The following is a 23,464-nucleotide window of genomic DNA, read 5'->3' on the forward strand; positions in this document are numbered from 1 at the left end:
ATTGCCCAGCCGCAACCAAGATCTGACCACCCCCTGACTCTGCCCCTGTGCCCCGTCATCCGCTCCGTGTCCGGCGGCGGCGCGGTGCTTCGGCCGGTTCCGGCAGGTCGCGGAGGCGCCGCACCCAGAGCGCGATGTCCGGGTCCATCCGTGCCAGGACCGCTTGCGGGTTCCTGGCTTCGTCCACTTGCGCCAGCGTCCGCAGCAGGGTTGCTTGCTGCGGCGCTTCGGCAGCCAGTTCCGGAGTCAGCAGCCCCGCGACGTCGCGCAGCAGCCCTGGGTCCTGGCAATCCCGAGCGAACGCTGCGATGATCCCCGAAAGCGCGGAATCCGGAGCGCTGTCGGCGCCAGGCGCGGCAGGCAGGCGAAGCACGCGCGGCAAGATGCCGCGCGCCGCCGCGAAACCTGCCGCCCGACCTTCCGCCGCCGCCACCCGTGCGACGGCCGCACCGATGGCGCCGTCGTCGAAGAAGTGGGAACCAGCCAGACGGTCCGCATGAGCAGCCAGCAGTGCATCCAGCCCTTCCCAGGCACGCGCACGGGTCGCGGCCTCGAACAGCTCTCCGAGCCAGAGCGTCCACACGGGCCTCTGATCTTTTTGCGGCGTTTTCTCGTGCCTGTCCACCCAACTGGCAAAAGCCTGGATGGCTTCGGGTGAGGACACGTGCGCGGCCGACTCGATCGCGGCAAATGCCGCATATTGCATCGCCCAGCCATCCGATATCGATTGCGCCAAGGCGAACTACCGCAGGGCCTCGGACACCGCCTCTCAGTGCCGACCCAAGGCGCCGAGCGAACGGGCGGCAAGTCGCAGGGCTACGGCCTGTTCGCCGACCTCTCCCGCACGCGCGGCCCATCTCGGCGGCCTCGCGCGCTGTCGCGATGGCCTCCTCGTGCCGACCCGACTCGCCGAGCGAAAAGGCAGCATGCCGCAGGGTTTCGGCCTGTCCGCCGACCTCCCCCGCCCGGGCGGCCAGCTCGGCGGCCTCGCGTGCCGTCGCGATGGCCTCCTCATGCCGACCCGACTGGCCGAGCGAAAAGGCGGCACACCGCAGGGCTACGGCCTGTCCGCCGACCTCCCCCGCCCGCGCGGCCAGCTCGGCGGCCTTGCGCGCCGTCGCGATGGCCTCCTCGTGCCGACCCGACTGGCCGAGAACCCAGGCACGACAGCGGAGCGCCAATGCTCGCAAGGATTCGGGCAGTTCGGCCGGGAGGGCCGCAGCGGCCGTCGCCCAGCAGCGAATCGCGCCGGTCCTGTCGCCGCTCAGATGGAACAGGAGAACACCCCGTTCGACGTGCAGCAGAAGCTGTGCCGCCGAATCCACATTTGCCGCGATCTCTTGGGCCAGCCGCTCGTCTGCTTCCGCCACCAACTCGAGGCGCACTAGCGCCTGGGCGGCGATGATCGCGCCGGCGGCCCGGGCGATGGGGGTTTCCGGCTTCCAGCGGTCGATCTGGTGGGCAATGTCTTCGGGGCGATCCTCCAGATCGCGCAGTATCCGCTCGATCGGCACCGGCATCGCTTCGCCGCAGCAGCGTGCGAGCCGTTGCAGGCGCGCGCCGAAACGCAGCACGCAGGCGTTGAACGCCGTACCCGGTGCGCCGCTGCCGCGCGCCAGGTCGGCGAAGATTCGCGCTTCGGCGGGCCGGCCCGCGTTCAGGTGTTGCATGGCCTGCGCCTTCTGTTCCGCGCGCGAGTAGAAGGCGAGCATGAAGTCGAGGATGGTGGCGAGCGGCGTTTTCAGCGCGAGCTGGTAACCCTGGCGCAGGCGGTAGAAATGCACGAACACGCGGTCGGTGACGCGGTACAGCGTTTCACGGCCGTCCAGCGCGGGCAGGCCGCGAATGATGTCGGCGCGCTGCAAGCCCTGCATCACCCGGGCGATGTCGGATCCCCCCCCGCGCCGACGCGCTGGGCCAGTTCGGTCTGCGACGCCGGCTCGCCGCCCCGGACGAGCGCGTCGAGCAAGCCCTGGGCCAGGCCGGGCAAGTCGTCGATGCGGCGCCGGTAGTAGTCGGCCAGCTTGTCGGCCAGCGCGTTCATGGTGCCGGCCACCGACAGCGCATCCTGCGTTTCCAGCACGTCGGCGAGCAGTTGCGCCAGGCGCGGGTTGCCGCCGATGAAGTCGGCCTCGGCGCGCGCCTTGGCCTCCGCCGTCGCGTCGAGCGGCACCACCTCCTCGGCCTTGCGGTCACGGTTGAGGTAGCGGTTGAAGTAGACGATGCAGGTTCCTGCTCGGGGTCGGGCCACTGGAACATGGCCCCCGACCAGCTTTGATCCTGGCCGGTGCGCAGGTCGGCGATCCGCTGGGCGATATAGGCCGGCAGCGCGTGCGGATTGCGCGTCAGGTTATGCTGCTCCTCTGGCAGGAGCACGAAGGGGATCGGCATGCCCCGCGCGGCGGCGAGCTGCGCGGTCTCGATCTGCACCAGACGCACCACGAAGGACTTGCCGAAACCGCGCGGGCCGTAAATCACGACGTGCTGCAAGGCGCCGGGCGCGGTGGCGAGACTGCGCCGAACGGCGTCCATCACCCGGCCCGTTTCCTTCTCGCGACCCGTGGCGAGCATCCGGATGGCCTCGTCGCTCATCCGATGGGTCATGAAAGTCTGCACGAGCGGGGATGCAGGCGAGTCCATCATGCCAGTCGCGACCGTTTCCACCACAGCCTGGCCAGACGCGAGGCGGGCCGCCAGGTCCGGTTGGCGTCGGCGTCTTCGCTGAAGTGGATGAAGCCGTCTTCGACCAGCATGTCCAGAAATCCGGCGAGACCGATACGGGAGTAGCCCTCGGCCAGTTCGAGGTCGTCCAGCGGGGTTCAGTCCGCCGCCTCCATGATCCGTTTCAGGACCGGAACCACCAGCTTTCACTGACCATCCTTGTCGATCTCGCCGTAGAACTTGAATCGCTTGTTGAACTGGTTATAGAAATCGTCGTGCAGAACCGGGCGCACGTAGTGGGCAAACATCCCGGCGAAGTCTCCTGGTGGCGGCGGTGACTGGATGCCGATCTCCAGCAGGCCCTTGACCAGAAAACTCGGATAGAGCACGCCACATTCCTCGATGAATTTGCCCGTGTGCTCGTCTCTCCAGCGGCCTTGCGACAGTTTTTCCGCCGCCTGGCGGATGAACTCCCGCGCTTCGTCGTCGCTGAGTTCGGGTACGTCGAAGGGCTGCGAGTCATTGAGATGGTCGCCGGTGAGCTGATAGCGGCGCGACAGGGCGGTGACGCCGATCGAGCCGGTCAGCAGCATCTTCATGCCGGCAGCGCGCCATTCGCGCATGGCGGCGAGCAGTTGATCGATTTCGTCCCGCCCTTCCGGGGTTCGTTCCAGAATGTTCTTCAAAAACAGCGAAAATTCGTCGATGACCAGCAGCGGCGGTACCGAGCTGGCGCCCAAGGCCTTGCGGATACCGTTGTACGCCTCCCGCCAATACGCCGATACCAGCGCTTCGCCGGTCCTGGTGCCACTCGCCAACGCCTCCAGCGCGTTTCGGACCGGGCTGTCCTTGGCGATGAAACCGAGAACGCGGGTTTTCAGGTCCGACTCCCTGGGCAGCGCGCCGAACAGGTAGCCGAGCAAATCCTGGATCGATTGCAGGCCCTGGGCATCGAAAAACGCCACGGGTTTCCCCGCCTGTTCCATCTGCTCGATCAACATTGCAACCGTACTATACGAAAGAAAAGATATCTGCGAGTCCGCATACCAACGCATGGTACCCGCTGGTGCCGACTCCACCCGCTCTTGAGGCAGGGGCGCCAACTGCGGCACACGCTGGCTATGGATCGCCTTGCGCAGCGTCGAATCCTTGACGCCCTGTATCACTTCGGCCGCCTGCTTCTGGTGGTCAGCAACAGCACCTGACGATCGCCAGCGCGCTGTCGCAGGTGTTGCTCGACGAGTTCCCGATCGCCATCGATCCGGTCACCACGATGCGCATTGAGGACGTTCTCAAGGAGTTGCCGAGATTGCAGGCCCGACTCGCCGGTGAAGGAGGGCGTGTGCATGCGGATGGGCAGGGTGGTCGAACATTCGAGGATCGACGAGTTGTTCGTTACACCTACCCACCAAGAAACCGCGGACTACGTCGAAGGGGGTAACGGATAGACGATCGTATTCGAAGGCAACGAGCAGGGGGCGTCAGCCGCGCGTCGCTTTGGGAAATGGCGATCAAATTGTCGCTGGGCCGCCTGCGCGTGGATTTGAACAAGTTCGTCGAGACCATCGAGGCGCAGGGTTTTCAGTGGCTGGACATCACCAACGTGCCTCTGCTCGCGATCGCCGCACTCACGCTTGATGACGACCACCGAGACCCCTTCGACCGGCGGCTGGTCGCACAAAGCCTCAGTGAGCCGCTCATTCTGCTGACCGCGGACGCCAAACTCGCGAAATACGGGGCGACGGTCAGGGTCCTGGGCTGACCGGGAGCCTGTGGTGATCCTCGGTGGCAGCACCGCCTGGCCAGAGCCGCCACGCCGAGGGGATGCGACGATCATCGCTCCCCGCCGGAACCCCGGCACCCGTCGAGGCCACGGCGGCGTGCGCGACTTAATGCCGACGGTTGCGCGCGTGCTGCCTGTTCCTCGTCAGGTGCTGCAGAATGCCCAGCAGCGCCGCGCTGGTGAGGCCGAGCATCAGGATGCCATTGAGTGCCTCGAGCGGACCAAGAAGCTTCCGGTCGGTACTCATGACCACGTCGCCATAGCCGAGCGAGGTGAAATTGACTCCCGAATGGTAGACGGCCTGATGGAAATCGGTGAACTCTCCGAGCCAGAAGAACAGGCTGCCCCACAGCATGATCTGCAGGAAATTGCCCAGCATCATGATCACCATGGCCATCAACAGCGTGCGGATTCCCGCCAGCAGTGTCATGCCGGATTCGGCTTCATCCGTCCGGCGCACCGCGTAGCGGACGCTCCAGAGGGCAAATGTGATCTGCAGGATCAGACACCCCATCATGATCAGCAAGCCGATCGCCAGATTGATCAGGATCATGCCGCTTCCCTCCATCAGCCGTTTTGAAAAAATGTGTTGCTTCCCGAAGCGCGCCAGCGTTCGAGCAGCCAGACCGTAGCCCAGGCGTAAATGGAGAGGCCGACGAACAGGCAGACGCGAACGGCCGACCCCCCCGAGCACGCCCGTACCGCCGACACTGTCCTCGATCGCCGGGCCGAGAAGAATCAGCATGGTCATCATCGCTCCAGAATAGAGGAGGGCAACCGCGCCTGAACGCTGACCGTCGTCAGGCAAACCGAGGCACATCGCTTTGTGGTCTTGCCAAAGCTCTGGATCGTTGAACGTATTGTTGCATGGCTCGGCTGGTCCAGACTGAAGCGAGACGAGCCGTCACCGCCTGTCATGGGACGACTCGTGCCTTGTGCCATCCGCCCGGCCTGAACGGCTGGACGGATGGCCCAAGGCACGGTGCGGAGTGCGGGATTCTGATGACTTTTCAGGGGTTCCCGGGGTTAAATTCGCGATTGACGCTGCTTGGTGAAGGCTCATATACACTTGTCGGAATCGCTGGATTTCCTATACTTCTTATGGCCGCCCCCAACCTCTTCTCCAACCGCCAGCGCGGAACATCATGACACAGCGGGGGGGTTTCAAGAGGCTCTTTTTTGAGGAAGTATAGACTGATGGAACCGAATCGAGACCAAGCAAAGGAGCGGCCGACGGAGCATTTGGCACCGTTCGACCCACAGAAGCATTGGGACGCCGATAGCACGCCGCCTGCCTTTTCGACGATTAGCCGCAAGATCGGTGAGCTGTTTCCCGGAAGCGGTGCCAGGACTCCAGACATCGAGGCGGCGATCGTTCTGGCCTCGCTCATGCACGACGTCGCTTACTATTACGGAGGTAGCGCCTCGGAAAAGAAGGCTGCTGACGAACGGTTCCGCAAGCAGATTCCGTTTTTCGCTTCTTTGTTGAACCAAGATAACGGTCGGGTAGCAAAAGTCACCGCCTTCGTCGACGAGCTCGCTGTCACGATCGGCGGCGGATATCCTTTCCAAAAGGATTATTCGTGGAGTTTTGGCTTTGAGAAGGAGAAACGCGGCTATACCGAACTCGAGCAAACTGAAGCCATGAAGATCCGTCGCTGCGCGCAAGAGGTCTTTGTCAATGTTGTCAGAGAAATTGCGGCCCAGAAGTTCGAGTTGTCCGACGTTCTAAGGAAGAAGCTGGCGGCTGCCGGGTCCGAATACCGAGATGAACTCAAGGATGCGGTCGTGCGACTAGCGAAGGAACTTACCCGCTTGGAATTCCGAGGGGTGCCTGGTTTGAGCGGTGAGGGAAAGCCAGGGTTACGCCCTACAGACGAAGTGATGCCGCCGCGATGAGCAGGGTCTTGGCACTCCGAAAGCATATGTTGAAGATAGATCAACCATATGATTTGTTGTGGCTTATTACATCTATTTCACTGTTGTCGAAAGGATACACAAAATGACAGACGTCTGGGTTCGCTCGTGGATCAAGATGACTCGCACCCAGAAGGTTGCTTCAGTGTTTCCTTGGCTGGCGATCGGCACCGGTTTACGCTCCCGGACATGATCGGCGTGAGCAACGCGGCGCCGGTTGGATGCGCTGCCCACCTCCGGAACAAGCAGACTCGTTGACGACATCAGACTCGGTCAGGGCGACTTCCAGGACTTTCCCCACTACAAGACTTTCGGTGAGGAATGCGCGGCTTTGATTGACCTCGACCGGGAACGCGTGCGAGCCCTGTCCAGATTGGCGCCGACGACATCGAGGGGTGGCACGGTTTATGTGAGCGTCGTGCCAGCGACTGACGAATCTTCCCACGAATCTTCCCTATCTTCCAAGCGGGCGAGTTTGTACTCACCCGTGACTTTGCGTGGGGTGGTGCTGAGCCAGCATCGTTTCCGGGCAGAGCTGCTTTCCGTGATACCGCGGAAATTTCTCAGCCATTGCGGGAGCTCCTCGTCGTATCAACTCCGCAGGTGCCTTTCGGCACCTTTCTTCCCGCCAATTCCGGATCATTCGCACCCTCTCGACCCATCGCTGCAGCGCTGATCGCCATCAGGCGTTATGATCCCACTTCCGGGTGGGAAAGCAGCCGCGGGTACGGGATCACGGAAATTCACCGGCAGAAGGAGAGCGAATCATGCCGCAGCACATCGAGTTCCATGTCGACTTTACTTCGCCCTATGGCGACCGGAGCCTGGAGAAGATCGAACCGCTTGCCGATCGCAAGGCTTTCAAGGTCAAATGGCGACCGTTTTTCCTCATCGGCGGCGAACCGTTTTCCGGGGCCGATCACCGGCCACGGACCGGGCACTGGCCGACCGGCGGAGGTTTCTGATGCCTGTCCTGCAAACCCGACTCGACCCTCGCAGCGACGATTTCCGGGGCAACGTCGAAGCGATGCGCAGCATCGTCGTTGACCTGCGCGCAACGGTTGACCGGATCGCCCTCGGCGGCCCGGAAGCGGCGCGCCAGAAGCACCTTGCGCGCGGCAAGCTGCTGCCGCGCGAGCGGGTCGATGCGCTGATCGATCCCGGTTCGGCTTTCCTGGAACTGTCACAGTTGGCAGCCTACGGCATGTATGGCGAGGCGCATCCTTTCGAGGTGCCGGCGGCCTCGCTGATTACCGGCATCGGCCGCATCAATGGTGTCGAATGCATGATCGTCGCCAACGATGCGACGGTCAAGGGCGGCACCTATTACCCGCTGACGGTCAAGAAGCACCTGCGTGCGCAGGAGATCGCCGGCGAGAACCGCCTGCCATGCATCTATCTGGTCGATTCGGGCGGTGCCTTCCTGCCGATGCAGGACGAGGTCTTTCCCGACAAGGAGCATTTCGGCCGCATCTTCTACAATCAGGCCAACCTCTCGGCGGCCGGCATCCCGCAGATCGCCGTCGTGATGGGGTCGTGCACCGCTGGCGGGGCCTACGTGCCGGCGATGTCCGACGAGTCGATCATCGTCAAGGAACAGGGAACGATCTTCCTCGGCGGGCCGCCCCTGGTCAAGGCGGCGACCGGCGAGGTGGTGACCGCCGAAGAACTCGGCGGCGCCGATGTGCATACCCGGATTTCCGGCGTCGTCGATCACTACGCGGAGAACGACGCGCATGCGCTGGCGATCGCCCGCAGCATCGTCGGCAACCTCAACTGGCGCAAGCGTCCGCCGCTGAGCCTCGCCGAACCGCGCGAACCGATCTACGCGGCCGACGAACTGTACGGCGTGATCCCGACTGATGCCAGGAAACCCTTCGACGTTCGCGAGATCATCGCCCGCCTCGTCGACGGCTCCGATTTCGACGAGTTCAAGGCGCGCTACGGGACGACGATCGTCTGCGGTTTCGCTCGTCTCTGGGGCTATCCGATCGGCATTGTCGCCAACAACGGCATCCTGTTCTCGGAATCTTCGCTGAAAGCCGCGCATTTCGTCGAACTCTGCGCGCAACGCGGCATCCCGCTGCTCTTTCTGCAGAACATCACCGGTTTCATGGTCGGTCGCAAATACGAAAACGGCGGCATTGCCCGCGATGGCGCCAAGATGGTGACCGCAGTCGCCTGCGCGCGGGTCCCGAAGTTCACGGTGGTCATCGGTGGTTCCTTCGGCGCCGGCAACTACGGCATGTGCGGTCGGGCGTACTCGCCGCGTTTCCTGTGGATGTGGCCCAATGCACGCATCTCGGTGATGGGCGGCGAGCAGGCGGCGCAGGTGTTGGCAACCGTCAGGCGTGACGGCCTGGAGGCTGCCGGCAAGGCCTGGAACGCCGACGAGGAAGCGGCCTTCATGGCGCCTATCCGTGCGCAATACGAATTGCAGGGCCATCCCTACTACGCCAGCGCCCGCCTCTGGGACGACGGCGTGATCGACCCGGCCGATACCCGTCGGGTGATCGGACTCGGTCTGTCGGCGGCGTTGAATGCCGAAGCCGAAACGACCAGGTTCGGCATTTTCCGGATGTAAGGGAGCGATGATGAGCGAGTACCAATCGATTCTCACCGAAATCGACGGTAACGTCGGCATTCTGACGCTGAACAGGGCGCAGCGGCACAACGCATTCGACGAGCAACTGATCGCCGAGATCACCGAAGGCCTGCGCGAATTCGAGGCGGACGCGCGCGTTCGCGCCGTCGTGCTGTCGTCCACCGGAAAAAGCTTCTGCGCCGGTGCCGACCTGAACTGGATGAAGCGTGTCGCCGGCTGCACTCCCGAGGAAAACCTGCTCGACGCGAAAAGGCTGGCCGAGTTGTTGTCGACACTCAACGAACTCTCGAAACCGACGCTGGCGCGTGTGCAGGGACCCGCTTACGGCGGTGGCGTCGGACTGATAGCTGCCTGCGACATTGCCATCGGGACCTACGATGCGGTGTTTGCGCTCAGCGAAGTGAAGCTGGGGATCGTGCCGGCAGTGATCAGCCCTTACGTGCTGGCGGCGATCGGCGAGCGCCACAGCCGCCGCTACATGCTGACGGCCGAGCGCTTCTCGGCCGCCGAGGCCTACCGGATCGGCCTGTTGCACGAACTCGTGCCCGGTGAGGAGCAGCTCGACGAGGCGATCGCCGAGATTCTCGACAGTCTGCTCGCCAATGGTCCGTGCGCGCAGGCCGAATGCAAGGCGCTGATTCGCATCGTTGCCGGCCAGCCGATCGATGCCGAGACCATCGACGAGACGGCACGGCGCATTACGCGCGTTCGTGCCAGTCCCGAAGGCAGGGAGGGTCTGGCGGCGTTTCTCGAAAAGCGGCAGCCCAACTGGGTGGCCGACTGAAATGGCGATTACCCGGAGACGGTTTGCATGCCCATGGCTGGCGAAAGGTTTTGCCCAATGTTTACCAAGATTCTGATTGCCAACCGTGGCGAGATTGCCTGCCGCGTGATCCGCACTGCCCGTCGCATGGGGGTGCGCACCGTCGCCGTTTTCTCCGAAGCCGACGCCAACGCCCGCCATGTTCGCCTCGCCGACGAGGCGGTGTGCATCGGTCCGCCTGCGGCCCGCGATTCCTATCTGATCGCCGAGCGGATGCTCGATGCGGTCAGGCGTACCGGCGCACAGGCGGTGCATCCGGGCTATGGCTTTCTCTCCGAGAATGAGCGCTTCGCCGACGCCTGCGCGGCTGCCGGGATCGTTTTCATCGGTCCGCCGGCCGCGGCGATTCGCGCCATGGGTTCGAAGTCCGCGGCCAAGACACTGATGGCCGCCGCCGGCGTTCCCCTGACGCCGGGCTACCACGGTGACGAGCAGGAAGCTGATTTTCTGCACGCGCAGGCCGACGCCATCGGCTACCCAGTGCTGATCAAGGCGGCCGCCGGCGGGGGCGGCAAGGGCATGCGTCTGGTCGAGAAGAGCGACGATTTTGCCGCCGCGCTGGCCTCGTGCCGGCGCGAAGCGATCTCGTCATCCGCTTCCGATCAGGTGCTGATCGAGAAATACCTGCGCCGTTCGCGGCACATCGAGATCCAGATCTTTGCCGATACCCTGGGCAATTGCGTGCATCTCTTCGAACGTGACTGCTCGGTGCAGCGCCGCCACCAGAAAGTCCTCGAAGAGGCGCCGGCACCCGGCATGACGCCGGCGCGCCGCGCCGTCATGGGCCAGGCGGCGGTTGACGCTGCCCGTGCGGTCGGCTACGTCGGCGCCGGTACCGTCGAATTCATCGCCAGCGATACCTTCGCACAGGACGGCAACTTCTATTTCATGGAGATGAACACCCGCCTGCAGGTCGAACATCCGGTGACCGAAATGATCACCGGACAGGATCTCGTCGAGTGGCAGTTGCGCGTCGCCAGTGGCGAGCCCCTGCCGCTGCGCCAGGAACAGCTCGACATTCGCGGGCACGCGCTGGAAGCGCGCATCTACGCAGAAAATCCTGACCAGCAATTCCTGCCCTCGACAGGTCGCCTGCTGCATCTGGCGAGGCCGGCCGAGAGCCTCAACGTTCGCGTCGATACCGGCATCGAACAGGGCGACGAGATCACGCCTTACTACGACCCGATGATCGCCAAGCTGATCGTCTGGGATATCGACCGGCATGCAGCGCTCGGGCGCATGCGGCAGGCGCTGGCCGATTACCGCATCGTCGGGGTCAGTACCAACATCGACTTCCTGTCACGGCTGGTGGCCTGCCCGGCTTTTGCCAACGCCGATCTCGATACCGGTCTGATCGAGCGCAGCCGCGACTTTCTCTTCCCGGCGCAAAGCGATCCTCCAAGCAGCGTTTTCTTCGTCGCCGCGGTCGCCGGTTTGCTGCGCGAATACGCGGCAGCGCTCGCCAGGGCCAGCCACTCGGGTGACCCCTGGTCGCCGTGGAGCCTGCACGACGGTTGGCGTCTGAACATCCAGCCGCGACGCACGCTGACCTACCGCAGCGGGGATACCCGGCATGAAGTCCTCGTCGCCTACGCCGCCGATGGCTGGCGCCTGACACTCGGCAATGAGTCGGTCCTCGCGCGTGGCCGCGTCCTCGACAGCGGCCAGTTCGCCGGGCAACTGGCGGTCGAACTCGACGATCGCCGCCTGGTGGCGAGTGTCGTCGCGGTGACCGAAAAGCAGGAACGCCACGTTTTTCTCAATGGCACCAATTACGTCATCCTGCGCGACGATCCGCTGCACCTCGTCGCAGCGGGCGGCGCGCAGGGCGGTGGCCTGACCGCTCCGATGCCGGGCAAGGTCATCGCTTTGCTGGCCGCGGTCGGACAGCGGGTGGACAAGGGCGCGCCGCTCCTGATTCTCGAGGCGATGAAAATGGAACACACGATTACCGCGCCGAAGAACGGCCGCGTCAAGGCCTTCCACTATGCCGCCGGCGACCAGGTCGCCGATGCAGCCGAACTGGTCGATTTCGAGGTCGAGCCATGACCCTGCCAGCACGCGTCAAACTGGTCGAGGTCGGGCCACGCGACGGCTTGCAGAACGAGCAAGCGATCGTTCCGACGGCGATCAAGGTCGAACTGATCGAACGTCTTGCCGATGCCGGACTGTCGGCCATCGAGGCCACCTCCTTCGTCTCGCCGCAGTGGGTGCCGCAAATGGCCGACAATGCCGAGGTGCTGCGCGCGCTGCTGGCCGGCCCGCAACGTCGGCCAGCGCCCTCGTACCCGGTATTGACCCCCAACCTCAAGGGTTTCGACGCCGCCGTCGAAGCCGGCGCCCAGGAAGTCGCGATTTTCGCGGCGGCTTCGGAGACCTTCTCGCGGAAGAACATCAACTGCAGCATCGCCGAGAGCCTGAAGCGCTTCGCTGCCGTCGTCGATGCCGCCAGCGCGCTCGAGGTCAGGATCCGTGGCTATGTCTCGTGCGTCGTCGCCTGCCCTTACGAAGGCGCGGTCGATCCGGCGAAGAGCGCCTGGGTTGCCGAGCGACTGCTCGAGATGGGCTGCTACGAAGTCTCCCTCGGCGATACCATCGGTGCCGGTACGCCGGCCTCGATCAAACGAATGATCGAGGCCTGCGCGGCCGTGGTGCCGATCGAAAGGCTGGCGGGACATTACCATGACACCTACGGGATGGCCATCGCCAACATCTACGCCTCGCTCGAACTCGGCATGGCGGTGTTTGACAGCTCGATCGCCGGACTCGGTGGCTGCCCGTATGCCGCCGGTGCGAGTGGCAACGTTGCCAGCGAGGATGTGGTCTATCTGCTGCAGGGCCTGGGCATTGAATGCGGAGTCGATATGGAAAAGCTGCTGGTCGCCAGCCAGTTCATCGCGCACTTCCTGGGCCGCCAACCGGCGTCGAAGGTGGCGCGCGCCTTGCTTGCCAGGCAGAGCGCCCGATGAGCACTGCTCGAAATACGCTGCTCAGGCAAGGGCTTGCCTCGCCCTGCATCAATGTCTGCCGAATGGACGATCGTACCGGCTGGTGTCTGGGTTGCTTCCGGACGATCGATGAAATTGCCGACTGGAGCCGCGCCACCGATGACCGGCGCCTGCAGATTCTGCTGGCCGTCGAGCGCCGGCGTTTCGAGCACGATCCGGCCGGCTGTGCGTCGGGAGGTGATTTCCGTGCTGATTGCGATCGTTGATCATGAACGAGTCTGAAGAAGAATATTTCTGCGTCGGCATCTGCATGCCCGACCCCGATTCCGGTTACTGCCTCGGCTGCGGTCGTCCGCCGCTGCCGGTCTCGTCGATCACGCAAGGAATCGTCGTCGAGGAACTTCGCCGCGAACCCCTCTATGACGCCTTGCCGAACAACGACTCGCCAGATCGAAGCTGATGCTTCCCGATAGTCTGCGGGTACTTGAACGCGGCTGGCTGTCATCGAACAACATCGTCTTTCTCGAAGGCGAGCAGGCGGCGCTGATCGACAGTGGCTACGTGACGCATGCCGCACAGACGGTCGCCCTGCTCGAACACACGCTGGCCGGTCGCCGGCTGACGAGGCTGCTGAACACCCACTCGCATTCCGACCATATCGGGGGCAACGCGGCCGTGACCGAGGCCTTCGGTTGCCAGGTGATCGTTCCCCAGGGGATCGATGCGACGATTGCCGAGTGGGACGAAGAGGCCTTGCTGCTCTCGCCGCTTGGCCAGTCGGGCGCGCGCTTTCGCCATGATGCAACGATCGCGGCCGGCGATGAAGTCGAGCTCGGCGGGCTCAACTGGCGTGCGATTGCCGTTCCCGGTCACGACATGGATGCGCTGGCCTTTCACAACCCGGAGCGACGCCTCCTGATCTCGGGTGACGCCTTGTGGCGCAACGGCTTCGGGGTGATTTTCTCGGAACTGCTGGGCCATCCGGAGGATGCGGGGGGGCTGAAGGCCGCGCGTGAAACGCTGGATGTCCTGGCACGCCTGCCGATCGATGGGGTGATCCCCGGCCACGGTGCGCCCTTCGTCGAGGTGGCCGATGCCTTCGAGCGTGCCTATCAGCGGCTGGCCACCTTTGAACAGAATGTCGAGCTGCTGGCCAGACATGCCCTCCGGGTCATTCTCGCTTTTGCCTTGCTGGAAAGGCGGCAACTGCCGCGCGCCGATCTCCCGGATTTTCTCGCCAGCCTCAGTTTCTGTCGGAGCGTCAACGCTCGCTATCTGAACCACAGCAACGGGGTGCTCGCGCAATGGCTGGTCCGCGACCTGATGCGGGCGGGGACCCTGCGGGACGTCGATGGCATGTTGCTGGCCGTCTAAGTGCAAGTGCGGACATCCGGGAGTTCGTGTCCTGGCCCCGTGACTTGACCCTGGGCACGGGACGCCTACAATCCCCATCCGTACCGTCGTCGAGGCACTACAGTCCAACGAGGTTTATCTGCCGCGGATGCGCCAGCGGCAAGGCCGGACGCTTCCGACGCGGCAGATAGACACTATTCGTTTTTACACGAATTGTTTCTTGAACATTCCTAACAAGAATCGATCCTTGAACAGGGAGCCAGAAGTCACATGTGGAGTCTATTGGAATATTTCCCCGAGGAACTCAGGATCAACATACTCGACATCGGGGCGGCACTGAATGAACAACCACCCTATCAGTCACTGGTGAATGCCGGCCGGGCGAAGATCATCGGCTTCGAGCCGAACCTCGAAGAATGCGAACGATTGAAACAATGTTACGGAGAGCCGCATTGCTTTTTTCCATACTTCGTTGGTGATGGACGATCAGCGATTTTTCATGAAACCAACTGGGTGTTGACAGGCTCGCTTTACGAACCCAATTCTCCACTCCTCGAGAAGTTCCAGAATCTTGCAGAACTGGTGACGCCAGTGGGCAAGCATCCGGTAAACACCACCCGACTTGACGACATCGATGAGATCTCTGATGTCGATTTCGTCAAGATTGACGTTCAGGGAAGCGAGCTTGCTGTCTTCCAGAACGGATTGCGCGCACTTTCCGGCACGCTCCTGATACAGACCGAGGTCGAGTTCGTCGAACTGTACAAGGGGCAGCCGATGTTCGCCGACGTGGATTCCTTTCTCAGGGGCGCAGGGTTTCAGTTTCACGCCTTCAATGGCTTTGGCAGTCGCACATTTAAGCCCCTGGTTGTCAATGGCGATATCAACCAGGGGGTTCGTCAGGCGCTATGGTCGGATGCTCTTTATGTCCGCGACTGGATGAGTCTGGATGTCCTTGATGCAACCAAACTCAAAAAGTATGCCGTACTTGCGCACGATCTGCTGCAGTCGTACGATCTTGCCCATCTGGTGCTCTTGACGCTAGACAAGAAAACCGGCGGCAGTTTCGCCGCCAGGTACCTGGGTCAATTGACCGAAAGTAGTATGGAGCAACCGGACGAATGACGTGATTTGGCCTGAGCGCAAGGTCTGGAAAGCATTCGGGGGGTGTCCCTCAAGGGTCAAACGTTCACCAAGGCGGGCTTGCCGAGCGCAAGACGATGCTTGACCGCAGCCCCAAGCTCCCGGTAGCGCATCAGTTCTCCCTGCGCGGGCTGGCGCGTTCGACCGCCTACTACACGCCTCGCGAAGATCCAGGCGCATTTCCTGCTCAAACCTACGGGGCCACCTCTTTCGGGCGGTGGCCGGTTCAAGATTTCGGGGCTTGAGGAGCCGATCTGGCTGAGCGGAGTCGTGCGCGACACTTTCGGAATAAAGTCTGGCCGTGCAAGCCGAAAGCAGGCTATTCATGACTATGTCCCTCTTGATCGTTGGGTGTCCATCGTGATGTCGGGACAGAGACATGGTCGCCAGAGTCTTGTGCGAGGAAGTCGACAGGATGATGTTTCTTACGAGATGATCGCAGGTCACGGGTTTGAGACGCGGGAAGGCTGCAGTGGAGCACTTCTGATGCCTACGTCGAAGCTCAGGGACACGCCGCTTGCGGCGCCTCCCCTGGATCGCGGTGTTGGCGTCCATATTTGAGTGCGCCTGCCAACTCTCGGGTAAGAAGCGATGCTGGCACTTCTTTGCAGCCGCTGGCATTTTGACCGGCCCACAAGGGTGAGAACTCGCCGCTGCCCAGGCTTTCCGCCTGGGCGCGCAAGGGAGCGATGGCTGCCGTCGCTAGAGGAAAAGCCGGGGCGGCAGGGTTCATGGGCCCAAGTTCGCGCATCAGGCGGTTCACGATGCCGCGAGCGGGCCGTCCGGTGAACAGGTTGGTGAGCGCCGTGACGCGAGCGGCGTCGCTTTTCAGGGCCGCGCGATGCACCGCGCTCGTGGTGGCTTCGGCGCACAACATATAGGCTGTCCCGATCTGCACCCCGGCAGCGCCGAGCGCCATGGCTGCCGCGACACCCTTGGCGTCCGCGATGCCACCGGCGGCGATGACCGGGATCTTCACCGCCCGAACGATCTGCGGCACCAATGCGAACGTGCCGACCTGCATGCCGAGGTCCTCCGACAGAAAGTGACCGCGATGCCCGCCCGCTTCGAGCCCTTGCGCGATGACGGCATCCACTCCACGCGCCTCCAGCCAGAGCGCTTCGTCGACAGTCGTTGCGGAAGAAAGAATTTTCGCGCCCCACCTGCGTACCCGCTCCAGCAGTTCGGGTGCGGGCAGGCCGAAATGAAAACTCACGACGGCGGGCTGGAATTCCTCCAGCACCTCGGCGGCTGCGGCGCTGAAGGGCACACGGCCCGGCCCCGCGGGAATGGCGCTCGCGTCGATTCCGAACTCGCGAAAATAAGGAGAAAGCAACTGTCGCCACATCGCTTCGCGCCTGGCGTCGGGCCCGGGCTGCGCGTGACAGAAGAAATTGACGTTGTAAGGTTTGGTAGTTTGCCCTCGGATCGCCGTTAGTTCCTGGCGCATGGCTTGCACACCGAGCATGGCGCAGGGGAGCGAGCCCAGCCCGCCCGCGTTAGAAACCGCAACGGCTAAGGCGCTACCCTGCACCCCCGCCATCGGGGCTTGAATGATCGGGATCTCTATGCGAAGGAGTTTCTGCAAGATCATCTGCGCACCTCCTGTGAAAACGGTATGCGCCGCACGCTAACGCCGAAGCTCAGCCGCGTATTTTTGACGCAGCGAAGCGGTGACGAATACGTCGGCTGCAGCGCCTTGCTGGGCCTAAGCCGGACGTTTGCCAGCTTTTGCTTCGGCAACAGTGACATCTGTTGGTTGAACATGTGTTGGGTCCCAGCCTACCTTAACCGGCGCAGACCAGTCCTTATTTGCAATGGCGGTATCTATGCCTGGAATAAGCTTGGCAGGAACCCCCCAGCGAATGCCTGTTACCAAACCGGCTTTCTCGGCAGCGGCCGCCAGTTGCAGAAGATAGGGCTTTCCAGGGTTTACCGGAGAATCATCGTCGAGGAGATCAACCGCGAGCGACTCGGGGGTGCCAGTGGAACTCGTGACGTTATGAAACCCATAGAGAAGTTTTGAATGCCCGCTGTCGTAAGCCTTCTTTTGATCAGCAGGCGAACGCCACGCATCTTGTATGCGTGGACGCAGTCCAGCAGCTTCAAGTGTGGAGATGACGCTTTTCAGTCTGGTGCGAAAGGTCGGATACAACTCTTTAAGCCGATCTGCGTTCCGCTTTTTTCGATCTGCCTCGTTCATGGCTCACTCCTTTGTGTTTTAGGCCCAAGCGGGATAAGAGAAAGCCTCGCGGCCTCCCCCTCCCACACTCCACCGGAAGAACGGGTCACGTGTCCGGAGGTTCGATGAAGCCAATTCCTGCCGCGGTGCAAGGCTCGGTAGGCCCCTTTGTTCGAAGAAGCGCAAGGGGGAGCGCGATTTACAAGGCCGGTGTTTGCGACACCCGCCACGGACCGTTTGCGGACTTGCTGGTGTCCGCGTTTCGCGGTCCGACACGCCGCGTTCGCGCCATTCCCGGTAGCCCGTTCGTCCCCAGCGTTTCCAGAGATCGCAGCGTAACTTGCATCGTACCCCCTTGTCGAGGTCACGCGCAGGGCTCAGTACCTCCAGCACCCCGCTGGCCAGCACGGGCGAGCGCAAGCCGCCTTGCGGCACGCCGAGAGGCGTGGGGGGTGTCGGACTCTCGATGCCCACGCTCGCCTTCAGGAAGCGATTGATCAGGTGGAGCAGCTCGGCATCCGGGCAAGGGGTTTTCAGCCGCGCCAGGAGTCGATCCGCGTTCACCCGGCCAAAGAAGGCTGGCAGGTCCCACTCCACCTCCCGCGGTAGCCGGCTCGGATAGGGGCCAGGATGGCACGGACGGCCTGGTGGGCCGGCCGGGCGCTTCGGGTGGAATCCGTAGCTCCGGGGGTGAAAGTGCGGTTCCCATGGCGCCGAGACGACTTGCGCGATGGCGTGCTGTAGGGAACACGGTCCAGCACCATCGGAATGCCCGTCGAAGCTCAGGGGCGCTGCGCGGCTTTATCGCGCAGTGTCCGGTTGAGCGCAGGCTTAGAGCACGTTTCTTGAGAGCAGCGGTTGAACAACTTCGGCCACTGCGTTACCAAGGGCCCAGTGCTGCTCAAGATCAAGATGCACACCATCCACATTGCTCGATGTGATTACGCTGCCAGCATCGAAGAAATGGCAGTCAACCTCTTCGCACACCAACTGGTAGGCAGCGGACAATCCAATGCACTTGGTTTCGCCGCCCTCGAATTTTGGCGCAATCGGTCCTTTTGGCATTCGGATGGCAGGCGGCGCAACCACCAGAATTTGTGGCATTGGCATGCCCGGCTCGATAGGTGCAGTACGAATAGCCGATACGAGCGCACTGATGCCTTGAGATGAATGCCAGGCGTTGTACTCGTGCATGGACTGGAAATCGTTTGTTCCGAGCATAAGCACAACAAGGTCAAGCGGCGAGTGAATTTCGATTCGTTGAGCCAACCCGACGAGACCGTTCCGTCCTGGTTTGAAGGGATCATCCCATACGGTGCGCCGACCGTTCAGACAATCCTCGATGACCCGAACTTTCTGACCAGAAGAACAGAGGGATATTTCCATGACCCCCGGCCAGCGTTGCTCGAAATGCAGGCGCTTTCGTGTCGTTGGGACAATGCCCCAGGACAATGAATCAGAGTAGACAAGGATGTGCTGCATGGTGGCTCCGGGATATGTGCTCTAACGTCCAAATTCAGCGGCGAACGAAGCGAGTCCGCTGAAATGCAGAGTTGGACGAAGCCGCTACGCGGAGGAAACTGCGGCGCTGTCGTCGTGTTGAAGTCAAGAGGTGACCTCGCCCCTCATCGGAGGGAAATTCATCACCAATGCGAGGTTACCGCAAGAAGTAAGACATGTCAGCGGTCGCAGCAAGCGATTTTGAGAAGAACGACGAGCGGCACCTGAAGCACCTGAAGCTCAAGGGCTTGCCGCTGAAGACGATCGAGGCGTATTCGCGCACCATCCGCCGGGGAGGAGATTACTTCGCTCATCCGATCGACGATCTGAGCGAGGTCGACCGGGGGGATGACTTCACCGACCTGCGCGAGACGCCCTCCTGGAGTTCGGTCAAGCTCGATCTGTACGGGCTCCAGTTCCCCTGGGAGCACGTGCTGAAGAAACCCTGGGGGGCATCCGGTCTGATCAAGCGGCCGCGCTCACAGCGCTGGCCGGACCTCGTCACGGTCGAGGAGAGCGAGCGGATCTTTCTCGCGACGCAGGGGCTCAGTGACCGCGTTTTCTTCTTCACGCCCTACCGTCTCGGCCTGCGCCTCGGCGAAGGCTTGCGGCGGACGGTCGCCGACATCGACGGCGCGCGCGAGCGTGTGCATATCCGCGATGCCCAGGGCAAGCAGGATCGGCTGGTGCCGCTGCCGACGGCCACTCACCCACTCCTGCGCCGATTCTGGCCGCGCCACCGCCATCCCGTTCTGCGGTTTCCCCATCGGCACGGCGGCTTGGCGGGTGCACGCGCAGCCAGGACACCGCTTCACGCTGCCGGCCGAATGGCGCGGACTCGCTGCGGCGCACGCCGACGTCGTCTTCGATTCCTGGATGCGCTGCGCCTGGGAAACGGTGCACCGCTTCAGTCAGAACGACCGGCAGTTGCAGGGGACGCCGGGGGCGATCGCTGTCCTGCACACGCACTCGCGTCGGCTCGACTTCCACCCGCCTGTCCATCTCGTCGTCCCAGCGGCGGCGGTCGATGCGGCGAAGCCGCGGGGCGACGCAAGCGGCGCGGCAAGAACGGCCCCTACCTGTTCAACGAGAAGGCAATGGCCCAGGTCTTTCGGGCAAGAATGCTGGCGGCGATCGAGGCGGCCGGCATTGGCCTGCCGGCGTGATATCCGCGGGAATGGGTGGCGCACTGCAAATCGGTGGGCAGCGGCGAGAAGGCCCTGATCTCCCTCGGTCGTTACCTCTACCGCGGCGTCATCCGTGAACAGGACATCCTCGCCTGCGCGAATGGCCGGGTGAGCTTCCGCTATCGCCACGCCAAAACCGGCAAGTCGGAAAAGCGCTCGCTTACCGGTGTTGATTTCCGCTGGCGGATTCTCCAGTACGTGCTGCCCAAGGGCTTTCGCCGCGCTCGCCATTTCGGCTTGCTGCCTCTCTTGCTGACGTTCGATCCGAACCGCTTCAAGCCCCCGCGCAAGGAGCGGCCACCGATGCTTTGCTCGTGCTGTGGCGCCGAGATGGCGATCGTCAGGACGCGGATTCGGGCGATGTCGTCCGCAGTCGTCGCGGTCGTGCCGCGCATCGGGGTCGCCCTCTGATCATGTAAGCCGAGCCCTCAGCGCTGCCCGGCCGCATTCGGGACTTCAGTTTCCCCAAGCTGAGTGATGCGGCCGCCCGGAAAGGGGTGGCCGGGACGCGAAAACGGCCGCTTTCGGGAGATCGGCGTCGCGCAGGCGGCGGCGCGCCAAAACTTTCCGCTCCCGCCCCACCGGCGTTCATGCCGATGGGGTCAATCCAGAAAAGATCGTTGCAGGGGGGAGCCTCGCGCTCCGGCCCGGGCTCGTCCAACCAACGGATAGATCGTGGCTTCGCACGATCTATCCTTGTATCTTCCTGAATCATGAATATGAACGTTGTTGATACGCTGTGGAGCTTATTCGTTATGCCTCAGGCGCTGTAGTAACGAAAATTCTTGACTCCTTGAATTGTTGTTACTACGATAATGGTCATATGTACGCACATTCTCTGGGACGATGGGAAGCGGCAAGCGAACCTCGACAAGCATGGACTGGACTTTACCGATGCGGTGATGGTGCTGGAGAGTCCCTATCGCCTTGACGTTGAGAGTGTGCGAGGCGGCGAACAGCGGACGCAATCGTTCGCTTACGTGTTTGATGTGCTGGCAGTGCTGACGGTTGTGCATGTGGCGCGCGAAGACGCCGTGCGGATCGTGAGTTTCCGCCCGGCGAGCGAAGAGGAAAGGAGCGCTTACCATGGCTGGCTCGAAAATGACTTCAACGACAACTGATAGGATGCGTGCCGCTCGCAATCGCGGCGAGAGCAAGACTGACGTGACCAAAGTGCGTGCCGGAACCCCATACGTTTGGGACGGTAAGAACGAAGACGAACGGCCGCTGACGCGCGAAGAAATGCAGGCCGGGATTGAGGTATACCGGAAGCAGCGCGGGCGTCCGACAGGCGGCGACAAAGAGTCGACCACCATTCGGTTCGACCGCGACGTTCTCGCGGCCTTCCGCGCAGGTGGTCCGGGCTGGCAGACGCGGATGAACGCGGCGCTACGCGACTGGCTCAAGACTCACTCCTGTGAGTAATGTCTGCTGAGGCATAACGTTCGAGCTAACCCCGCGAGCGGAGGCAGGTACTGTAAGCCCAAACTGCGACGATGCTACGACTGGCGCAGGCCGGGCTTACAGTGCCTGCCGTAGCGAGTCGGGGGTTGAGCGAGGGGTTAGGCGGCACTCACGCCACTTGCGCCAGTGGGACAAGTATTTCGACCGACTCGTACGGTACTGATACCTGTCCCTCTTCGTTCCGCTCAATCAGGCCAAGCTCTTCAAGTCGCGTCGCGTCTGTATGGACGTTCGAGTAGTTGCGCTCAGCAGCCTTTGCCAAGGCATAGACACTGCACGGCCCAACACGGCGCAGGGTATCCAGGAGATCGACTCGGGCGGGAGTGAGCTCAGAGAAGAGCATGCGTGCTGATTCGAAGCTGAGCTTGAAGTCTGGTGAAGTACCGCGACGGCTGGCAGCTAGTTGTGCGCGGGCGCTCCGCACTGCAGATCCGCGCTTGGAGACTTCGATGATGGCCTTCATGGTGCTCTCCATTCTTGGACGTCGCGTTCAAAATCATCGAGCAGCTTGTCAAGCGACTCAAACACATAGGCAAGCTCAAGTCCGTTCACGTGGCGGTGATCACCTTTGCCGCGTTCGTTGTCGTAGCGGACGCGGTCTACACCTGCCTGCCCGTAGTAGAGCCTGTACTTGAAGCCGTGGACACTTGGCGGCAGAGGTTCCGGAAGACTCCAGATGACCACTTCAACGATTGATCCGTCGTCGCGGATTTCCTTGGTGCGTGCAAGCAACTCTGCCTTCATGTATTGCATCATAGCAATACACGACGCCGGAGTCCAGCGAAGGGTGCCCTGTGCCGCCTAACGATTTGCCGTTCAACGGCAGCGCGCTAGCGCCGTCCGCTGCAACGGCTGGTTCAAGTAAGCCGCTGCGCGGCAGGCTGTTGCGCACACTGACGTAATCGTACTTCGTATATTGACGGAGCCGGCCCGACGTCTGGCCGGACTTCCAGATTTCTGCTTTCCTCCTCGGACCGCCGCGTCGCGGCGGCTTCCCACTTTTTCCGAGGAGAGACGTCATGATGACAGACTGGTATCAGAAATCAATGAATGCCCTGGCGCTCAACGGCAAGGCCGGGCGGACGCAGGAGGCGTACAGCCGGGCGCTACGCATGCTCTGCGAGTTCCACGGGGGCAAGTCCCCGGAGGAGATCAGCGAAACGGAGCTTGAAACTTATTTCCTGCACCGGCGGAACGTCGATCACTGGTCGGCCAACACGCTGCGCATCGGCTACTGCGGTATCCGCTTCTACTTCGTGAAGGTTCTCCAGCGCGATTGGAATCTGTTCAACTTCCTGCGTGCCAAGAGCGAATCGCGCCTGCCGGCAGTGTTGAGTCGTGAAGAAGTGCGCGCTGCTGGCCGGTGTGCGGACGCCGCATAACCGGGCCTATCTCAGTACGGTCCATGCCTGCGGGCTTCGGTTGCAGGAAGCGCTTTACCTGGAGGTTTCTGACATCGACAGTGATCGCATGATGATCCACGTGCACCGGGGCAAGGGAGCAAAGGATCGTTTCGTGCCGTTGCCGCGCGCCACACTGGAGACGCTACGCCAGCACTGGCGCAGCCATCGCCATCCGCAACGGTTGTTTCCGGCCTATGGGCGCGACAGTCGCTCGGCGGCCAGCGCGACGACACCGATGGCGATCAGCCGTGTTCAAGGGGCGCTTCGTTCAGCGAAGAGCCCAGCGGGAATCCCCAAGCGGGCGGTGTCGGTCCACACGCTGAGGCACTCCTATGCCACCCCCCTGCTCGAGGCGGGCGTCAACCTCCGTGTCATCCAGCAGAACCTCGGCCACACCCGCCTGGAGACGACCCTGGTCTATACCGTGTGCGGTAACGATTGAATCTTCTGGCAGGTTTGGAAGTTCAGGGTCAATAGGGACTGTAGCGCCTTGGC

At 62.6% G+C, this 23,464-nt stretch carries 29 protein-coding genes and 1 pseudogene; 20 read left to right on the top strand and 10 right to left on the bottom strand.

From position 1 onward, the window contains the following. Positions 1–55: 55 nt before the first annotated feature. Entirely contained in the window at positions 56–706 is a 651-nt protein-coding gene (locus AW06_RS18760; RefSeq protein WP_273704897.1) for a hypothetical protein, read from the bottom strand. Positions 707–926: 220 nt separating this feature from the next. Between AW06_RS18760 and AW06_RS18765 the strand changes: the two genes are divergently transcribed. Further along, positions 927–1,388 (top strand): hypothetical protein, encoded by a 462-nt coding sequence (locus tag AW06_RS18765; RefSeq protein ID WP_034953432.1) that lies wholly within the window; start codon positions 927–929, stop codon positions 1,386–1,388. Between the two features lie 485 nt (positions 1,389–1,873). Here AW06_RS18765 and AW06_RS18775 read toward each other — a convergent pair whose 3' ends face one another. Then, the gene (locus AW06_RS18775) at positions 1,874–2,251 is read right to left on the bottom strand and encodes a hypothetical protein (protein WP_034953435.1); all 378 of its coding nucleotides are present in this window, start codon (positions 2,249–2,251) and stop codon (positions 1,874–1,876) included. 101 nt (positions 2,252–2,352) lie between these two features. Between AW06_RS18775 and AW06_RS18780 the strand changes: the two genes are divergently transcribed. Then, positions 2,353–2,787 (top strand): hypothetical protein, encoded by a 435-nt coding sequence (locus tag AW06_RS18780; RefSeq protein WP_273704898.1) that lies wholly within the window; start codon positions 2,353–2,355, stop codon positions 2,785–2,787. Positions 2,788–2,867: 80 nt separating this feature from the next. Here AW06_RS18780 and AW06_RS18785 read toward each other — a convergent pair whose 3' ends face one another. Both AW06_RS18785 and AW06_RS18790 read right to left on the bottom strand, forming a co-directional pair. Beyond that, the gene (locus AW06_RS18785; RefSeq protein ID WP_034953440.1) at positions 2,868–3,827 is read right to left on the bottom strand and encodes a hypothetical protein; all 960 of its coding nucleotides are present in this window, start codon (positions 3,825–3,827) and stop codon (positions 2,868–2,870) included. After that, positions 3,824–4,009: a hypothetical protein gene (locus AW06_RS18790; protein WP_034953443.1), complete on the bottom strand. Its 186-nt coding sequence runs from the start codon at positions 4,007–4,009 to the stop codon at positions 3,824–3,826. The genes AW06_RS18785 and AW06_RS18790 overlap by 4 nt, the downstream gene beginning before the upstream one ends. A gap of 156 nt (positions 4,010–4,165) precedes the next feature. Between AW06_RS18790 and AW06_RS18795 the strand changes: the two genes are divergently transcribed. Beyond that, complete coding sequence (locus AW06_RS18795; RefSeq protein WP_138679067.1) at positions 4,166–4,423, top strand: type II toxin-antitoxin system VapC family toxin; 258 nt, start codon at positions 4,166–4,168, stop codon at positions 4,421–4,423. A gap of 127 nt (positions 4,424–4,550) precedes the next feature. Here AW06_RS18795 and AW06_RS18800 read toward each other — a convergent pair whose 3' ends face one another. Continuing rightward, positions 4,551–5,189 (bottom strand): potassium channel family protein, encoded by a 639-nt coding sequence (locus AW06_RS18800; protein WP_337958807.1) that lies wholly within the window; start codon positions 5,187–5,189, stop codon positions 4,551–4,553. A 452-nt stretch (positions 5,190–5,641) separates the two neighbouring features. Here AW06_RS18800 and AW06_RS18805 point away from each other — a divergent pair, with 452 nt between their 5' ends. The 11 genes and pseudogenes from AW06_RS18805 to AW06_RS21245 form a co-directional block, all read left to right on the top strand. Beyond that, positions 5,642–6,343, top strand: a complete 702-nt coding sequence (locus AW06_RS18805; RefSeq protein ID WP_034953446.1) for a hypothetical protein — start codon at positions 5,642–5,644, stop codon at positions 6,341–6,343. Between the two features lie 785 nt (positions 6,344–7,128). Then, positions 7,129–7,326 (top strand): hypothetical protein, encoded by a 198-nt coding sequence (locus AW06_RS18810; RefSeq protein WP_034953449.1) that lies wholly within the window; start codon positions 7,129–7,131, stop codon positions 7,324–7,326. After that, a complete protein-coding gene (locus AW06_RS18815; RefSeq protein WP_034953451.1) occupies positions 7,326–8,945 on the top strand; it encodes a carboxyl transferase domain-containing protein in 1,620 nt (539 codons plus the stop codon). The genes AW06_RS18810 and AW06_RS18815 overlap by 1 nt, the downstream gene beginning before the upstream one ends. 10 nt (positions 8,946–8,955) lie before the next feature. Then, complete coding sequence (locus AW06_RS18820; protein WP_034953453.1) at positions 8,956–9,750, top strand: enoyl-CoA hydratase/isomerase family protein; 795 nt, start codon at positions 8,956–8,958, stop codon at positions 9,748–9,750. Positions 9,751–9,807: 57 nt separating this feature from the next. Continuing rightward, complete coding sequence (locus AW06_RS18825) at positions 9,808–11,838, top strand: acetyl/propionyl/methylcrotonyl-CoA carboxylase subunit alpha (protein ID WP_034953456.1); 2,031 nt, start codon at positions 9,808–9,810, stop codon at positions 11,836–11,838. Next, positions 11,835–12,758 carry a hydroxymethylglutaryl-CoA lyase gene (locus AW06_RS18830; RefSeq protein ID WP_034953458.1) on the top strand — a complete coding sequence of 308 codons (924 nt, stop codon included), beginning with the start codon at positions 11,835–11,837 and terminating at the stop codon, positions 12,756–12,758. The genes AW06_RS18825 and AW06_RS18830 overlap by 4 nt, the downstream gene beginning before the upstream one ends. Beyond that, complete coding sequence (locus tag AW06_RS18835) at positions 12,755–13,003, top strand: DUF1289 domain-containing protein (protein WP_034953460.1); 249 nt, start codon at positions 12,755–12,757, stop codon at positions 13,001–13,003. The genes AW06_RS18830 and AW06_RS18835 overlap by 4 nt, the downstream gene beginning before the upstream one ends. A gap of 2 nt (positions 13,004–13,005) precedes the next feature. Further along, positions 13,006–13,197: a DUF1289 domain-containing protein gene (locus AW06_RS18840; protein WP_034953462.1), complete on the top strand. Its 192-nt coding sequence runs from the start codon at positions 13,006–13,008 to the stop codon at positions 13,195–13,197. After that, positions 13,197–14,111, top strand: coding sequence for an MBL fold metallo-hydrolase (locus AW06_RS18845; RefSeq protein ID WP_034953464.1), 915 nt, complete (start codon positions 13,197–13,199; stop codon positions 14,109–14,111). Before AW06_RS18840 ends, AW06_RS18845 begins: the two co-directional genes overlap by 1 nt. 249 nt (positions 14,112–14,360) lie before the next feature. Next, the gene (locus AW06_RS18850) at positions 14,361–15,215 is read left to right on the top strand and encodes an FkbM family methyltransferase (protein WP_034953467.1); all 855 of its coding nucleotides are present in this window, start codon (positions 14,361–14,363) and stop codon (positions 15,213–15,215) included. Between the two features lie 65 nt (positions 15,216–15,280). Then, positions 15,281–15,400 (top strand): annotated as a pseudogene (locus AW06_RS21245) (IS3 family transposase); the annotation flags it as partial. A 335-nt stretch (positions 15,401–15,735) separates the two neighbouring features. Here AW06_RS21245 and AW06_RS18855 read toward each other — a convergent pair. The 3 genes from AW06_RS18855 to AW06_RS21255 form a co-directional block, all read right to left on the bottom strand. Next, positions 15,736–16,827: a nitronate monooxygenase gene (locus tag AW06_RS18855; RefSeq protein ID WP_273704899.1), complete on the bottom strand. Its 1,092-nt coding sequence runs from the start codon at positions 16,825–16,827 to the stop codon at positions 15,736–15,738. A 114-nt stretch (positions 16,828–16,941) separates the two neighbouring features. Then, the gene (locus AW06_RS21250) at positions 16,942–17,436 is read right to left on the bottom strand and encodes a M15 family metallopeptidase (RefSeq protein ID WP_138679185.1); all 495 of its coding nucleotides are present in this window, start codon (positions 17,434–17,436) and stop codon (positions 16,942–16,944) included. Between the two features lie 810 nt (positions 17,437–18,246). Continuing rightward, entirely contained in the window at positions 18,247–18,897 is a 651-nt protein-coding gene (locus AW06_RS21255) for an SGNH/GDSL hydrolase family protein (RefSeq protein ID WP_138679184.1), read from the bottom strand. Positions 18,898–19,091: 194 nt separating this feature from the next. Here AW06_RS21255 and AW06_RS18875 point away from each other — a divergent pair, with 194 nt between their 5' ends. From AW06_RS18875 to AW06_RS18890, 4 genes are all read left to right on the top strand, one after another. Beyond that, positions 19,092–20,081: a phage integrase N-terminal SAM-like domain-containing protein gene (locus AW06_RS18875; protein ID WP_273704900.1), complete on the top strand. Its 990-nt coding sequence runs from the start codon at positions 19,092–19,094 to the stop codon at positions 20,079–20,081. Between the two features lie 15 nt (positions 20,082–20,096). Continuing rightward, the gene (locus AW06_RS21260; protein ID WP_273704901.1) at positions 20,097–20,513 is read left to right on the top strand and encodes a transposase; all 417 of its coding nucleotides are present in this window, start codon (positions 20,097–20,099) and stop codon (positions 20,511–20,513) included. 404 nt (positions 20,514–20,917) lie between these two features. Beyond that, positions 20,918–21,223 (top strand): BrnT family toxin, encoded by a 306-nt coding sequence (locus AW06_RS18885; RefSeq protein WP_034953481.1) that lies wholly within the window; start codon positions 20,918–20,920, stop codon positions 21,221–21,223. A 4-nt stretch (positions 21,224–21,227) separates the two neighbouring features. Further along, on the top strand, positions 21,228–21,527 hold the full coding sequence (locus AW06_RS18890; RefSeq protein WP_034953484.1) for a BrnA antitoxin family protein: 300 nt from the start codon (positions 21,228–21,230) through the stop codon (positions 21,525–21,527). Between the two features lie 148 nt (positions 21,528–21,675). On the opposite strand, the gene AW06_RS18895 is transcribed toward AW06_RS18890, so the two are convergent. Continuing rightward, on the bottom strand, positions 21,676–22,029 hold the full coding sequence (locus AW06_RS18895) for a MarR family transcriptional regulator (protein WP_034953486.1): 354 nt from the start codon (positions 22,027–22,029) through the stop codon (positions 21,676–21,678). After that, a complete protein-coding gene (locus AW06_RS18900) occupies positions 22,026–22,319 on the bottom strand; it encodes a DUF6516 family protein (protein WP_034953501.1) in 294 nt (97 codons plus the stop codon). Before AW06_RS18900 ends, AW06_RS18895 begins: the two co-directional genes overlap by 4 nt. A 266-nt stretch (positions 22,320–22,585) precedes the next feature. Here AW06_RS18900 and AW06_RS21265 point away from each other — a divergent pair, with 266 nt between their 5' ends. Further along, complete coding sequence (locus tag AW06_RS21265) at positions 22,586–22,948, top strand: site-specific integrase (RefSeq protein ID WP_273704902.1); 363 nt, start codon at positions 22,586–22,588, stop codon at positions 22,946–22,948. Beyond that, positions 22,905–23,411: a tyrosine-type recombinase/integrase gene (locus AW06_RS21270; protein WP_273704903.1), complete on the top strand. Its 507-nt coding sequence runs from the start codon at positions 22,905–22,907 to the stop codon at positions 23,409–23,411. Before AW06_RS21265 ends, AW06_RS21270 begins: the two co-directional genes overlap by 44 nt. Positions 23,412–23,464: the final 53 nt, after the last annotated feature.

The sequence above is a fragment of the Candidatus Accumulibacter cognatus genome, assembly GCF_000584975.1.
In the GTDB taxonomy this organism is placed as follows: Bacteria; Pseudomonadota; Gammaproteobacteria; order Burkholderiales; family Rhodocyclaceae; genus Accumulibacter; species Accumulibacter cognatus.